11 protein-coding genes are annotated in these 12,998 nt (G+C 72.1%); 6 read left to right on the forward strand and 5 right to left on the reverse strand.

Going from position 1 to position 12,998, the window contains the following annotated elements; translation table 11 throughout:
• Positions 1 to 63: 63 nt before the first annotated feature.
• Together ACIQMX_RS17665 and ACIQMX_RS17670 are read left to right on the forward strand one after the other, a co-directional pair.
• Positions 64 to 1,065 carry a proline racemase family protein gene (locus ACIQMX_RS17665; RefSeq protein WP_363067148.1) on the forward strand — a complete coding sequence of 334 codons (1,002 nt, stop codon included), beginning with the start codon at positions 64 to 66 and terminating at the stop codon, positions 1,063 to 1,065.
• Positions 1,066 to 1,135: 70 nt separating this feature from the next.
• Entirely contained in the window at positions 1,136 to 1,804 is a 669-nt protein-coding gene (locus ACIQMX_RS17670; RefSeq protein WP_363067149.1) for a GntR family transcriptional regulator, read from the forward strand.
• A 252-nt stretch (positions 1,805 to 2,056) separates the two neighbouring features.
• Here the strand turns inward: ACIQMX_RS17670 and ACIQMX_RS17675 are convergent, their stop codons facing one another.
• Complete coding sequence (locus ACIQMX_RS17675; RefSeq protein WP_402478943.1) at positions 2,057 to 3,520, reverse strand: aminopeptidase P family protein; 1,464 nt, start codon at positions 3,518 to 3,520, stop codon at positions 2,057 to 2,059.
• A gap of 247 nt (positions 3,521 to 3,767) precedes the next feature.
• Here ACIQMX_RS17675 and ACIQMX_RS17680 point away from each other — a divergent pair, with 247 nt between their 5' ends.
• Positions 3,768 to 6,152 (forward strand): M9 family metallopeptidase, encoded by a 2,385-nt coding sequence (locus tag ACIQMX_RS17680; RefSeq protein ID WP_402478946.1) that lies wholly within the window; start codon positions 3,768 to 3,770, stop codon positions 6,150 to 6,152.
• A gap of 77 nt (positions 6,153 to 6,229) precedes the next feature.
• Here the strand turns inward: ACIQMX_RS17680 and ACIQMX_RS17685 are convergent, their stop codons facing one another.
• From ACIQMX_RS17685 to ACIQMX_RS17695, 3 genes are all read right to left on the reverse strand, one after another.
• On the reverse strand, positions 6,230 to 6,619 hold the full coding sequence (locus ACIQMX_RS17685; protein ID WP_363067152.1) for a barstar family protein: 390 nt from the start codon (positions 6,617 to 6,619) through the stop codon (positions 6,230 to 6,232).
• An 82-nt stretch (positions 6,620 to 6,701) separates the two neighbouring features.
• Positions 6,702 to 7,094, reverse strand: a complete 393-nt coding sequence (locus ACIQMX_RS17690) for a ribonuclease domain-containing protein (RefSeq protein WP_402478949.1) — start codon at positions 7,092 to 7,094, stop codon at positions 6,702 to 6,704.
• A 112-nt stretch (positions 7,095 to 7,206) separates the two neighbouring features.
• Complete coding sequence (locus ACIQMX_RS17695) at positions 7,207 to 8,292, reverse strand: helix-turn-helix domain-containing protein (protein ID WP_363067154.1); 1,086 nt, start codon at positions 8,290 to 8,292, stop codon at positions 7,207 to 7,209.
• A 99-nt stretch (positions 8,293 to 8,391) separates the two neighbouring features.
• Here ACIQMX_RS17695 and ACIQMX_RS17700 point away from each other — a divergent pair, with 99 nt between their 5' ends.
• The gene (locus ACIQMX_RS17700) at positions 8,392 to 9,702 is read left to right on the forward strand and encodes an MFS transporter (protein WP_402478953.1); all 1,311 of its coding nucleotides are present in this window, start codon (positions 8,392 to 8,394) and stop codon (positions 9,700 to 9,702) included.
• On the opposite strand, the gene ACIQMX_RS17705 is transcribed toward ACIQMX_RS17700, so the two are convergent.
• Positions 9,692 to 10,282, reverse strand: a complete 591-nt coding sequence (locus ACIQMX_RS17705) for a TetR/AcrR family transcriptional regulator (protein WP_402478955.1) — start codon at positions 10,280 to 10,282, stop codon at positions 9,692 to 9,694. The two genes, ACIQMX_RS17700 and ACIQMX_RS17705, sit on opposite strands and share 11 nt — an antisense overlap.
• Positions 10,283 to 10,503: 221 nt before the next feature.
• Here ACIQMX_RS17705 and ACIQMX_RS17710 point away from each other — a divergent pair, with 221 nt between their 5' ends.
• Together ACIQMX_RS17710 and ACIQMX_RS17715 are read left to right on the forward strand one after the other, a co-directional pair.
• Positions 10,504 to 12,414: a serine/threonine-protein kinase gene (locus tag ACIQMX_RS17710; RefSeq protein WP_402478958.1), complete on the forward strand. Its 1,911-nt coding sequence runs from the start codon at positions 10,504 to 10,506 to the stop codon at positions 12,412 to 12,414.
• A gap of 146 nt (positions 12,415 to 12,560) precedes the next feature.
• Positions 12,561 to 12,959, forward strand: coding sequence for an ATP-binding protein (locus ACIQMX_RS17715; protein WP_363067158.1), 399 nt, complete (start codon positions 12,561 to 12,563; stop codon positions 12,957 to 12,959).
• Positions 12,960 to 12,998: the final 39 nt, after the last annotated feature.

Consider the following 12,998-nt stretch of genomic DNA (forward strand, 5'->3'; position numbering starts at 1 on the left):
CCACAGCAGACACCGGCCGGCCGGAGCACCGTCCCGGTCCGGCCGGACGACCGAGGGGGCCCCTTGCGCACGCGTCACATCTTCCACGCCGTCGACTCGCACACCGAGGGCATGCCGACCCGGGTGATCACCGGGGGCATCGGCACGCTGCCCGGCGCCACCATGGCCGAGCGCCGCACCTACTTCATGGCGCACCGGGACGCGGTGCGCACCCTGCTGATGTACGAGCCGCGCGGCCACGCCGCCATGAGCGGGGCCGTGCTCCAGCCGCCGACCCGCCCCGACGCCGACTTCGGGGTCCTGTTCATGGAGGTCTCCGGCTGTCTGCCGATGTGCGGGCACGGCACCATCGGGGTGGCCACCGTCCTGGTGGAGACCGGCATGGTGGAGGTCACCGAGCCGGTCACCACCGTGCGGCTGGACACCCCCGCCGGGCTGGTGAGCGTCGACGTCCGGGTGGAGGACGGGGCCGCCACCTCCGTCACGCTCACCAACGTGCCGGCCTTCAGCGCCGGACTCGGGCTCACGGCGAAGGTCCCCGGCCACGGCACCGTGGAGTACGACCTCGCGTACGGCGGCAACTTCTACGCGATGGTCCACCTGGACGACCTGGGCCTGCCGTTCGACCGGTCCCGCAAGGACGAGCTGCTGGCCGCCGGGCTCGCCCTGATGGACGCGGTCAACGCCACCGACCGGCCGGTCCATCCGCTCGACCCCGGCATCCACGGCCTCAAGCACGTCCAGTTGATCGCCCCCGGCTCGGACGCCGTCAGCTCGCGGCACGCCATGGCCATCCATCCCGGCTGGTTCGACCGCTCGCCGTGCGGCACCGGCACCTCCGCGCGCATGGCCCAGCTGCACGCGCGCGGCGAACTGGCCCTGGACACGGACTTCGTCAACGAGTCGTTCATCGGTACCCGGTTCACCGGCCGGCTCGTCGCCGAGACCACCGTGGGACCGCTGCCCGCCGTCGTGCCCACCGTCACGGGCCGTGCCTGGCTGACCGGGACCGCGCAGTACTTCCTCGACCCGGCCGACCCGTTCCCCGAGGGATTCCTGCTCTGAAACCGCCGAGTCCGGGGCGGACAACGTCACATTGTATTCTTGGGCTCCGCACGGTCCCGGAGGAGCAGACATGGCCCGTCTGACATCGCTCAACGTGATCTCGGCGCAGGAGCATCTGCGCGACCAGGTGGCGCACGCGCTGCGGGCAGCGCTCATCTCCGGTGAACTGAAGCCGGGGACCGTCTACTCCGCACCCGCGCTCGCCTCCGAGTTCGGTGTCTCCGCGACGCCCGTCCGTGAGGCGATGCTCGACCTGGCCCGGGAGGGCCTGGTCGAGGCCGTCCGCAACAAGGGCTTCCGGATCACCGAACTCACCGAGCAGGACCTCGACGACTTCACCGAACTCCGCGCCATGATCGAGGTCCCCACCGTGGGCCGGATCGCCCGGATGGGCCTCACCGAGGAGTTGGAGGCGCTGCGGCCCGTCGCGCTGGAGATCGTCGAGGCCGCGCGGCGCCACGACATCCTGGGCTACCTGGAGGCGGACCGCCGCTTCCACCTGGCCCTGCTGGCGCTGGCCGGGAACCGCCGGCTGGTCGAGGAGGTCGGTGAACTGCGCAAGCGCTCCCGGCTGTTCGGACTGAACCGCCTCGCCGAGTCGGGCCAGTTGGTCGCCTCCGCGCAGGAGCACGTGCAGCTGCTGGACCTGGTCGTCGCCGGGGACGCACCGGGGGCCGAGGCCTGCATGCTCGCCCATATGTCGCACGTCCGCTCGCTGTGGGCCGAGGAGAAGCCCTGAGCAGCGCCTCGGGAGTGCGCGACACGCGTCGCGGGCCGGACGAGACCTTGCGGGCCAGTACGGAGTCAGCGCTGAGCGGGGGCGACCGACGACCACGCCGCAGATGCGCGTGCCGGACCTCGCGAGCCCGGCACGATCCGGACGAGAGGCCCCAGGCCGCCATCCCCTGCCGGGGATGGCGGCCTTCGCGCGCTCAGTCGTCCAGCAGCCCCGCCGTCCAGCACCCCTGCCCGCGGTGGCGGCTTCGCGCGCTCAACTGTCCAGCAGCTCCGCCATCCAGGCCTCGACGTCGTCAGGCGTGCGGGGCAGCGCGGACGACATGAGGCGGGCGCCGTCCCCGGTGATCACGAGGTCGTCCTCGATCCTGATGCCGTTGCCCCGGAGCGAACGCGGCAGCGTCTCGTCGTCCGGCCGGAGATACAGCCCCGGCCCCACGGTCAGCACCTGCCCCGCCTCCAGCACCCCGCCCGGGTAGATCCCGGCCCGGGCCCTCGCGCAGTCGTGCACGTCCATGCCGAGCATGTGGCCGCTGCCGCAGAGGGTGTAGCGGCGGTGGAGGCCGCTCTCGGGGGTCAGTGACTCGTCCGCGGGGACCGGGAGCACGCCCCAGTCGTGCAGGCCCTCGGCGATGACCCGCATCGCGGCTTCGTGGAAGTCGTGGAAGCGGGCGCCCGGCCGTAGCGCGGCGATGCCCGCGTCCTGTGCCGCCAGCACCAGTTCGTACACCGTGCGCTGGACGGGCGTGAAGGTGCCGGACAGCGGGATCGTGCGGGTGAGGTCGGCCGTGTAGAGGGAGTCGGTCGCCACGCCCGCGTCCAGCAGCAGCAACCTGCCGCGCTCCAGCGGACCGTCGTTGCGGGTCCGGCGCAGTACGCACGCATGGTCGCCGGCGGCCGCGACGGTCGGAAAGCCGGGGCCGTTGCCTTCGAGCCGGGCCCGCAGCCCGAAGACTCCCTCGACCCGGCGCTCTCCGCGCGGGTCGGCGATCGCCTGGGGGAGGCAGCGGACGACGTCCTCGAATCCGGCGGTCGTCGCGTCGACGGCACGCTGCAACTGGGCCTGTTCCCATGAGTCCTTGACGAGTCTGAGCTCGTCGATCACCGCGTCGAGCCCGGCCGGGGCGGACCGGACGGCGGGTATCCGGCGGGCGTCCCCGAGCCAGGCGTCGACGGACGGGTCCACCCCGGTGAGGACCCGGGTCGGGGGCTGGGTGCCCGTCAGGAGCTTGTCCCACGCGTCCCGGTGCTCGCACCGGATGCCGGTGAGTGCGGCGGCCTCGGCCGGATCCGGTCTGCGGCCCACCCAGAACTCCCCGTGCTCGCGGTCACGGTGGAAGTCCTGGCCGCTGCGGGGCGAACCGGGCCTCATGTACAGGACCGCCTCGTGGCGCGCGTCCCCGTCCGGTTCCAGGACGAGGACATGGCCGGCCTGGTCCCCGCCGGTGAGACCGGTGAGCCAGGCGTAAGCGGTGTGCGGACGGAATCGGTGGTCCGCTTCGAGGGACGGGACGGCGGGGGATCCCGCCGGGATGACGAGCCGCTCGCCCGGGAACCGTGCGGCGGTGCGGGCGCGCCGGGCCGGGGTGAGGGCGTGGGCGGGGACGCGGGCGTCGGCCCGGCGCGTGGCCGTGGCCCAGCCCGTACGCATGAAGGCGTCCAGGGCGGGGGACACCGGCAGGTCGTGACTGCCGTGCGGGCGCGGCAGGGGTTCGGTCACGGGCGGAACTCCTCGGGCTGAAGCGGCATCGTCCACAAGCGGAGTGCCGCGGACGGGAGTTGGCGCGCAGATGAATGTGCGCCCAGCGCCTTCCAAAGAACATGTGACATGTGCCATTGTACAGACGGCCGCGGTTGAGGTCGTGCTCATGTCATGGGCTGGTTCATGGACCGGCCCTCCGGCCCCGACCGCGCCATCCCCCACGCCGCGCACCGTCGCGCGGCACCACACCGCTGGGAGGCGGCACGTGAAGAACCGTTTGGTTCGACAGAGATTGACCGGCTTGTCCACCGTGGCCCTGGCGGCCTGTCTGGGTGTCGGCATGCTCGCCGCACCGAGCCGGGCCGCCGAGCCCCGGCCCTCCACGCCGGCGGCCGTCACCACGACGGCCGCCGCGGACGAAGCCGTTGCCTCCGGGACGCCCGAGCCGGGCGGCCCCACCGCGCAGGCCCTCACCGCACCCGTCCAGGACCCGGGCCACATGGGCGGCACGGCCCTGAAGCCCGCGGACCGGGCGCCGCAGACCGCGTCCAAGGACGCGCTGAAGCGGGACTACGACGACCCGCGCGCCGCCGCGCCGAGCCACCCGGCGCCCTCGATGAAGGCCAAGGCCCGCTCCGCCGCGAAGGCCGCCGGGATCGCCCCCGCCGCCTGCTCCGTCGCCGACTTCACCAGCCGCACCGGCAGCGACCTGGTGCGGCAGATCAAGTCGTCGACGACCGCCTGCGTCAACACGCTGTTCACGGTCAAGGGCAACGACGGCTACCTCGCCTTCCGCGAGGCCCAGATGGTCACCGTCGCCTACGCCCTGCGCGACGGTTCGGCCGCGTACCCGGGTGACAGCAGCACCGGCATGCCCCAGCTGGTGCTGTTCCTCCGGGCCGGCTACTACGTGCAGTACTACGACCCCGCCACCGTCGGCGCCTACGGCGACGCGCTCCGCACCGCCATCCGGAGCGGGCTCGACGCCTTCTTCGCCTCCGCGCACGCCTACGACGTCACGGACGCCAACGGGGAGACCCTGTCCGAAGCGGTCATCCTCATAGACAGCGCCGTACAGAACGCCCGCTACCTCTCCGTCGTCAAACGCCTGCTCGCCGGTTACGACTCCTCGTACAACAGCTCCTGGTACATGCTCAACGCCGTCAACAGCGTCTACACGGTGACCTTCCGCGGCCATCAGGTACCCGAGTTCATCAGCGCCGTCGAGGCCGACCCGAGCCTGCTCGACGCGCTCGCCGGCTTCGCCCGTGACCACCTCGACCTGCTGGGCACGGACCGCTCCTACCTGGCCTCCAACGCGGGGCGCGAGCTCGGGCGTTTCCTCCAGGAGGAGTCGCTGCGGCCCAAGGCGCGCCCGCTCGTCATCGACCTGCTCGGCCGCAGCTCCCTGACCGGGCCCACCGCGCCGCTCTGGGTCGGTCTCGCCGAGATGACCGACTACTACGACGGGGCCAACTGCGCCGCGTACAACACCTGCGACCTGGCGGCGCGCATCAAGAGCGCCGTTCTTCCCGTCGAGTACACCTGCAGCGACAGCATCCGCATCCTTGCCCAGCAGATGTCCTCGTCCGACCTCTCGGCGGCCTGCACCAGCCTGAAGGGCCAGGACGCCTACTTCCACGGGATCGCCCGTGACAACGGACCGGTCGCCAAGGACAACAACACCACCATCGAGGTGGTCGTCTTCGACTCGAGCACCGACTACCAGACCTACGCCGGAGCCATCTACGGCATCGACACCAACAACGGCGGCATGTACCTGGAAGGCGACCCGGCAGCGGCCGGCAACCAGCCGCGCTTCATCGCCTACGAGGCCGAATGGGTGCGCCCCGACTTCCAGATCTGGAACCTCAACCACGAGTACACGCACTACCTCGACGGCCGGTTCAACATGTCCGGCGACTTCGAGGACGGACTCACCACACCGACCATCTGGTGGGTCGAGGGCTTCGCGGAGTACGTCTCCTACTCCTACCGTGACGTGACCTACGACGACGCCATCACGCAGGCCGCCGCACACACCTACACCCTGCGTTCCCTGTTCGACACCACCTACGAGAACGCCGACCAGACGCGCATCTACAACTGGGGCTATCTGGCCGTCCGTTACATGCTCCAGTCGCACCGCGCCGACGTGGACACACTCCTCGGCCGCTACCGCGGCGGCGACTGGAACGGCGCCCGGACCCTGCTCACCTCCACCATCGGCAGCCGCTACGACGCCGACTGGAACGCCTGGCTGACCGGGTGCGCGGCCGGCAGCTGCGGCACCACCACCAACCCGCCGACCGAGCCGACGGCCGAGTGCACCGCGAGTGACGTACGGGAGCTGGGCGAGGACTGCGCCCGCAGCGGGCGGCAGGCCACCCGGGGCAACTACTCCTACCTGTACCTCTACATCCCCGCCGGAACCACCCGGCTCACCATCACCACGAGCGGCGGCACGGGCGACGCCGACCTCTACTACAACGCCAACGGCTGGGCCACCACGGGCGCCTACACCTCACGGTCGACCGGCAGTGGCAACGCCCACACGCTGACGGTCGACAACCCTGCGCCAGGAGCACACTTCATCAGCCTCTACGCCGTGCAGGACTTCGGCGGGGTGAAGGTCTCCACGCAGTACTGACGGTCCCGGAGGGCCACGGACGCGAAGTACTGACGGTCCCTGAGGGCCACGGACGCGACAGGCCGCGTCCGTGGCCCTCAGCGCAGTCGCAGGGTGCCGGGGGCGGTCTCGTCCCGGATGATCTCCAGCAGCCGGTCGAAGAGCGTCGGCCCCAGACCGGCCTCCGCCTGCGCCAGTTCCTCGCGCAGCCGCGGCAGGTTGCTCACGTGGGCGCGGTCCAGCAGGCCGCGGAGGTGGTGCGCGGTCGCGGCGTGGTCCAGGGCGCGCGCGGACCGTACGTGGTCCCGCCACTCAAGGACGAAGTCGCCGTCGTCCGGCGTGCCCATTCCGCCCCGCAGGCAGTCCGCGAAGGAGTCGAGGCCCCGGCCGAAGTAGCCGCCCGGCCCGTTCACCGCTTCGCCGACCACGTCCCAGAAGCGCTCCGGGCCGGTGACCTCGGAGCCGTCGATCACATAGGTCACGGTCATGGGGCGAGCGTACAAGTACCTCGCTCCGGTGATCCGCGCCGCAGGTGGGGGACTACGGCGCGGACCGGACCGGGGTTGCGGCTCAGCAGCCGTGGTCGACGAGGTCGAAGGTCGCGTAGTGGTCGGCGGTGTAGTAGTCCTCCTGGACCTCCTCGCCCGTGACGATGCGTCGCGCGCCGCGGGTCGGGGAGTTGGGGGTGATCACGGTGTACTCGTGGTAGTACCCGGTGCTCTGTCCGGGCAGGACGCCTTCGCGGTTCTGGAAGACGGTCCCGTCCTGGTCGTACGGGAAGGGGCCGCCGGCGTCGATGAGGTCGAGGGTGTCGTGGGCCTGGGACGGCAGCGCGGAGTAGCAGATGCTGCCGACGGAGCTGGTGGCGGCGGTCGCGGCAGCCGTGACCGGGCCGCCGACGAAGAGGAGGGACAGGAGGGCGGCTGCGCCGCCGAGCGTGGTGATCCGTGGGGGGATTCGCATAACCACCATGATGACGCGCGTAGATACCCTCCCGTCAACGCCAACAAGAGTGAATTTTCCTGGAGTTAACCGAGAAGACCGCACACACGTCCGGCCGGCCGGACGGAGCCGCTCAGCGCAGTACGGCCGACAGCAGGTCCGTACCGAGCGTCGTCATCGCGGACAGGTCGAGGGTGTGGTGCACATAGCGACCCCGCCGCCGGGCCGTGAGCAGACCGGCGCGGCGCAGCACGGCGAGGTGGCGGGACACCTCCGGGGGCGAGAGTTCCCAGGCCTGGGCCAGCTCGCCGGTGGTGTGCGGGCCGCGGGCCAGCGTGCGCAGCAGCCGCAGCCGTACCGGATGAGCGAGCGCCGTCAGCCGTAGCGTGACGGTTTCCAGGGGTACCGGCCCGGCCGGGACCGGCTCGGCCACGGGGTACTGCACCACCGGCCGCCACCCGGGCGCGTGGACCACCACCAGGTGCGGGCGGCCGAAGACGCTGGGGAGGAAGGTGGTCCCGGCGCCGTGGGCGGCGGTCGCGTTGTCCTGCAGCTTGTCCACGATGATGCTGTCGCCGTCCGGCGCCAGGGCGACCGCGTCGGAGACCGACGCGAGTGCCGCCCCGATGCCCTGATGCTTCAGCAGGTCGTTCTTCAGGCGCAGGTCGGTGGCGAGCCGCACGGCGACGCCCGCCCAGGCGGCGTCGAAGAAGGCGTCGGCGCACTGTTCGAGGGTGCGTCGTACCCGCGCCCGCACAGTGGCCGGATCCGCCAGCAGCCGTTCCGCGAAGGCCTCCTGGAGCGGGCCGCGGGCCTGGGCCCGGTCCAGGGCGCGCTCGCGCGCCGCCGCGTCGGCGAGCGGCGACGGCGCGGCGAAGTGGACCCGGTTGCTGCCGCACGTGGTGACGAGCGCGGACGTCACGTACGTCTCGTCGTCGATCCGGTCCACGTCGTCCAGCTCCTCGGCGAGGGTCGGCCGGGGACGGGCGGGGACCAGGAAGTCGGCCCGCGAGGAACGCCAGAGGAACTCCGCCTCCCTGAGCCGCTCGGCCAGCTCGGGCCGCATGCCCGCCCACACGCCCCCGGCCCAGTCGGCGAGCAGTGGATGGTGCCCGGGTTCGGCCAGGACGTGCAGCATCGCGGTCAGCTCGGCCAGCGGCGAGGCGGCGAACCGCAGACGTTCGGACGGCCGGCCGCTGATATCGATCCTCAACGTCACCCCCTCATCATCACCGACCCCGCGGCGGCGACGGCGTCGGTTGACGATGTCCGTCAACCGACGTGTCCCGTCCGGCGGTCCGGACCGACCTTTGACGCCATGGCAACCATCACGAAGCTCCGGCCACACGCCCTCGTCCGTGCCTCCGGAGGCCCGCGCTACGCGGTCGCCCTGGCGGTGGACGCGCTGGGCACCGGCCTCCTGCGGCCCTTCCTGCTGCTCTACGGTGTCACCGTCCTGAGGCTGTCCGCGCCCGCCACCGGCATCGCCATGACGGTGGGCGTCGTCGTGGGCCTGGTGTGCATGCCCGCGGTCGGCCGGTGGCTGGACCGGGGCGCACGCAGCACGGTCGTGGCGGCGTCGATGCTGGTGCGGGTGGTGGGCGTGGCGCTGCTGACGCTCACCCCGGCGGGACATGTCTGGCTCTTCGCGACGGCGGCGCTCTTCCTCGGCATCGGCAACCAGGCGTGGCCGGCCGCCCACGCGGCTCTCGTCGCCACGGTCGCCCACGGCCGGGAACGCGACGCCGCTCTCGCGGCGGGCCGCGCCCTGCGCAACGCCGGGCTGGGCGTCGGCGCGCTCCTCGCCACCGCGTGCCTGGCGGGCGGCGCCACCGCCTTGCAGGCGCTCGCCGTGGTCACCGGCCTGGCGTACCTCGCCGCGGCGGCCCTGGCGTGGTCCGTCCATGTGCACGCCCGTCCGGCAGCTGCCCGGGCCGAGGAGAGCGACGACGGGCCGCCGCCCCGCATGCGCGTACTGCTGGCCGCCAACGTGATCTACGTCTTCTGCCTCAACGTCCCCGAGATCGCGCTCCCCCTGGTCCTGGTGACCCAGTTGCACGCGTCCCCGGTGTGGTCGGCGGCCATCTTCGTGGCGAACACGGTGCTGGTGGTCACCCTGCAGGTTCCCGTCACCGTCCTGATGTCCCGCTTCCCCCGGCGGGCGGTGCTGGCCCTCGCCGGCGTGGTCATCGCCGCGTCCTACCTCGGGTTCCTCGCGGCCACCTCACTGGGACTCGGCTGGAGCGCCCCGGCCGTCGCCGCGGTGTCCGTGGTCTGCACCCTCGGCGAGATCATCTACGCCGGGAGCGCCACCGCGCTCGTCACGGCCCTGGCCCCGGAGCGCGTCCTGGGACGTTCACTCGCGCGCTTCCAGTTCTCCACGGGCTTCGGCCTCGCCGTCTCCCCGGCCGTCATCACCACGCTCGCCCCCCACGGCCCGGCCGCTCTCTGGGGCAGCCTCGCCGCCGCGACGCTGGTGTCCGCGTCCGCCGTGGCCGCCGAGAAGGATCGGGGTGAGGGCCGACGGCCGAAGCCGCCGGGCGCGAGCCGGCCCGTGCGGCCGGTGATCGCGCCCGCCGACGGGGCGAAGGAGCAGCGGACGTTCTCCCGAGGCCCGGTCAAGGGCTGACGGAGAGCCAGATGCGGTCCGGGACCGTCCGCGCGGCCTCCTCGATGTCGATGTCACCGACGGAGAGCCAGCGCCTCGCGATGCCCGTCACCGGGCCCAGGACCAGCGACTCCACCACGGGCAGCGGCAGATCGGCGAGCTGACCCGACTCCTGGTGGGCCTGGAGCCAGGCGGCGAGGGGGCTCAGCCGGGCCTCCTGGGCACCGCGGATCTGATGGGCGCGGGCGGCGAACTCGCGGTCCACGGTGACGGAGTGCATGAGCCGGGCCGCGTCGGGGTGGACCTGGATGAAGCGCAGGTAGGCCCGCACGGCCGCGTGGATGCCGCTGCGCGCGTCCTCCGTCCGCGTCAGCTCCCCGACCAGCTCGTCGAGGAGGCGCCCCAGCCAGGACTGGGCGAGTGCGACCACGACCCCTTGGAGACTGCCGAAGTGGTGGTAGATGGTTCCCGCGCTGACCCCGCCGGCCGAGGTGATCGCGGCGAGGGTGAGTCCGGCCTCGCCCTCCGACGCGTAGATGTCCAGCGCGCAGTCGAGGACATGGGCCGCGGTGGCCTCGCCGCGCTGTTGCTTCGGGCTCATCGATGCCACCCCGGTTCACGGATCCAGAACGGCCTTCACGGCGCCGCAGGTAACAGCTTAGAACTACTTCCGGAATTTTCTCCGGAACTGGTTCCAACTCCTGGGCGTCGTCCTCCAGACTGAGTGCCGCCTTCACCAAGTTGCTTCAGATCATGGGCAATTCAGGATACGGATGCGGTCCACCGGGACCGTGCGGCGGGACATACGGGGAGCGCTCGAAGATGACCGGCGAGCATGAGCACGAGCACGAGGACCACCTTCACGGCGGCATCAAGCCGCTGGCCGCGACCGACCCGGCCCGCATCGGGCCCTACGTGCTGCTCGGCAGACTCGGCGCCGGCGGCATGGGACGGGTCTACCTCGCCCGTTCCGAGGGCGGCCGCACGGTCGCGGTCAAGGTGGTGCACCCGGAACACGTCGCGGACCCGCAGTTCAGGGCCCGGTTCCGCCGCGAGGTGGACGCGGCCCGGCGGGTGGACGAGCGCTACACCGCGCCCGTGCTGGACGCGGAGCCCGACGCCGAGTCCCCCTGGGTCGCCACGGGCTATGTCCCGGGGCTCTCCCTGGAGCAGGTCGTCCGGGGCCACGGGCCGCTCACCGCGGCGTCTGTGCTCACGCTCGCGGACGGTCTGCTGCGCGCGCTTAAGGACATCCACGGCGCCGGAATCATCCACCGCGACCTCAAACCGTCGAACGTGATGCTCACCGTCGAGGGGCCCAAGGTCATCGACTTCGGCATCGCCCGCGCTGTCGGTACCTCCGTCGAGTCACTGCTCACCAGCACCGGCATGGTGATCGGCTCGCCCGGCTTCATGGCCCCGGAGCAGATCCGCGGGGAGACCGCGGGGCCGAAGAGCGATGTGTTCACCCTCGGCTGCGTCCTGACGTACGCGGCGACCGGTGTGCTCCCGTTCGGCGACGGCGTGAGCAACCAGCACGCGGTGATGTACCACATCGTCGAGGCGGAGCCCGACCTCACCCGGGTCCATGACGAGGGCCTGCGCACCCTGATCGCCCGGCTCCTGGCCAAGCGGGCGGCCGACCGTCCCTCCGTGGACGAACTGCTGGCCGAGCCGGGGCGCGGGGCCGCGACGGGACCGTGGCTGCCGGCTGCCGTGGTCGGTCACCTCGCACGCCGCTCGGCGCGTCTGCTGGACGCGGAGGCGGCCCCGATGCGGCAGGAGGCCGACCGCGCGACCCTCGACCTCCAGGCGCCGAAGGAAGCTCCGGGGGCCGTTTCCCCCGGTGCGAAGAGCAGTCCGAGGCCCGGGCGCAAGCGGCGGCGCCGGTGGTTCGTGGCCGTGCCTCTTGTCGTCGTCCTGGGCGGCGGAGGCGGCACGTTCGTCGTGCTCCAGCCGTTCGGCGGCGGCGAGGGCGCCCAGGCATCGCCGTCGGCCGACGGGCCGGCGAGGCCTTCGGATCCCGGTTCGCCGTCGCCGGCCGGCAGCGCGTCCCCGGCGGGCGCCGGGAGCCCCGAGGCATCCCCCGCCAAGGACCGGGCGGACGGCGACGGGAAGGACGGCCGGGACGGGGAAGGCGGCGCCGCGTCCTCGGGCAGCGGCGGTACATCGTCCACGGGCGGCTCCGGGGCCGGTGGCACATCGGGCGGCGGCGCCACCGGAGCGACAGGGGGCGGGAGTCCGGAAGGCGGGACTCCGGGCGGCTCGACGTCAGGCGGCACCGCATCGGACGGCACGTCGGGTTCCGCCGGCGGTTCCGGCAGCACGAGTGCCGGCGCCACGAGCGCGGGCGGCACTTCGGGCACCTCCGGCTCCACCGGTACCTCCGGCTCCACCGGCGGTTCGGGCGGCGGGAGCGCCGTACCGTCGTCGTTCGTGGGCACCTGGAAGATGGGCGAGGTGTACAACCCCGGCCAGCCCGGCACCATCACCATCTCCCGGACGGGTGGGGTGCGCCTGTCCGACTACCCCTACAACTCCTGCCCGTACGAGGCGAAGGTGACCTCCACGTCGAACGGCGGCGGCCGTATCAACGTCGGCGTTCCGAAGCTGGTCGGACCGAATCCCGGCTACTGCTACACGACGCTCGAAGCGACCGACTTCACGCTCAACGGCAGTGGCATCGAGCACAACGTCAGTGGAGGCATGGGCTATTACTACAAGCCTGCCTGATTTCCGCACGACAGCGACCCGTTCTCACCGCCCGTCCGGATTCGTCCCGTGGCCCGCCACAAGCGTGACTGCTCGTAGGCGGGGCATGCATTGCGTGAGCACCTTCGAGTAACAGGAGGCGATTCACTGTGTCGGCGGGGGAAACGATGGAGCGTCAGGAACTGGCCCGGCTGCATCGCAGAGTCGGCCGCGCCGATGTGGCGGCCGTATCGGAAGTCCGGGGAGCGGTAAGGGAGTTACTGCGATACCGATGGAAGGAGGAGCCCGCGCAGGTGGCCGAGCTGCTGCTCAGCGAGCTCGTGACCAACGCGCTGGTCCACACGGACGACGGAGCGGTCGTCGCCGTGAGCGTGGCCCCGCGGAGGCTGCGCGTGGAAGTACGGGACTTCGTCCCGGACATGCCCGTGTCGCACGTACCGGACGCCGACGACGGTACGCACGGCAGGGGGCTCGTTCTGGTGGAGAGCCTGGCGGACTCCTGGGGGATCAGCTCCCACCCCCTGGGCAAGATGGTCTGGTTCGAGCTGAACGGCGAACGGCCCTGACGATCCGCTCGGATCGTCAGGGCCTGTGTCCCGCAGGAC

The sequence above is a fragment of the Streptomyces sp. NPDC091416 genome, from assembly GCF_044756845.1.
Classification (GTDB): domain Bacteria; phylum Actinomycetota; class Actinomycetes; order Streptomycetales; family Streptomycetaceae; genus Streptomyces.

Excerpts from the sequence above, each read along its gene's own strand:
- ACIQMX_RS17670 (WP_363067149.1), top strand. The coding sequence starts at position 1,136 with ATGGCCCGTCTGACATCGCTCAACGTGATCTCGGCGCAGGAGCATCTG.
- ACIQMX_RS17685 (WP_363067152.1), bottom strand. The coding sequence starts at position 6,619 with ATGACCGTGACCTATGTGATCGACGGCTCCGAGGTCACCGGCCCGGAG.
- ACIQMX_RS17690 (WP_402478949.1), bottom strand. The coding sequence starts at position 7,094 with ATGCGAATCCCCCCACGGATCACCACGCTCGGCGGCGCAGCCGCCCTC.
- ACIQMX_RS17700 (WP_402478953.1), top strand. The coding sequence starts at position 8,392 with ATGGCAACCATCACGAAGCTCCGGCCACACGCCCTCGTCCGTGCCTCC.
- ACIQMX_RS17705 (WP_402478955.1), bottom strand. The coding sequence starts at position 10,282 with ATGAGCCCGAAGCAACAGCGCGGCGAGGCCACCGCGGCCCATGTCCTC.
- ACIQMX_RS17710 (WP_402478958.1), top strand. The coding sequence starts at position 10,504 with ATGACCGGCGAGCATGAGCACGAGCACGAGGACCACCTTCACGGCGGC.
- ACIQMX_RS17715 (WP_363067158.1), top strand. The coding sequence starts at position 12,561 with ATGGAGCGTCAGGAACTGGCCCGGCTGCATCGCAGAGTCGGCCGCGCC.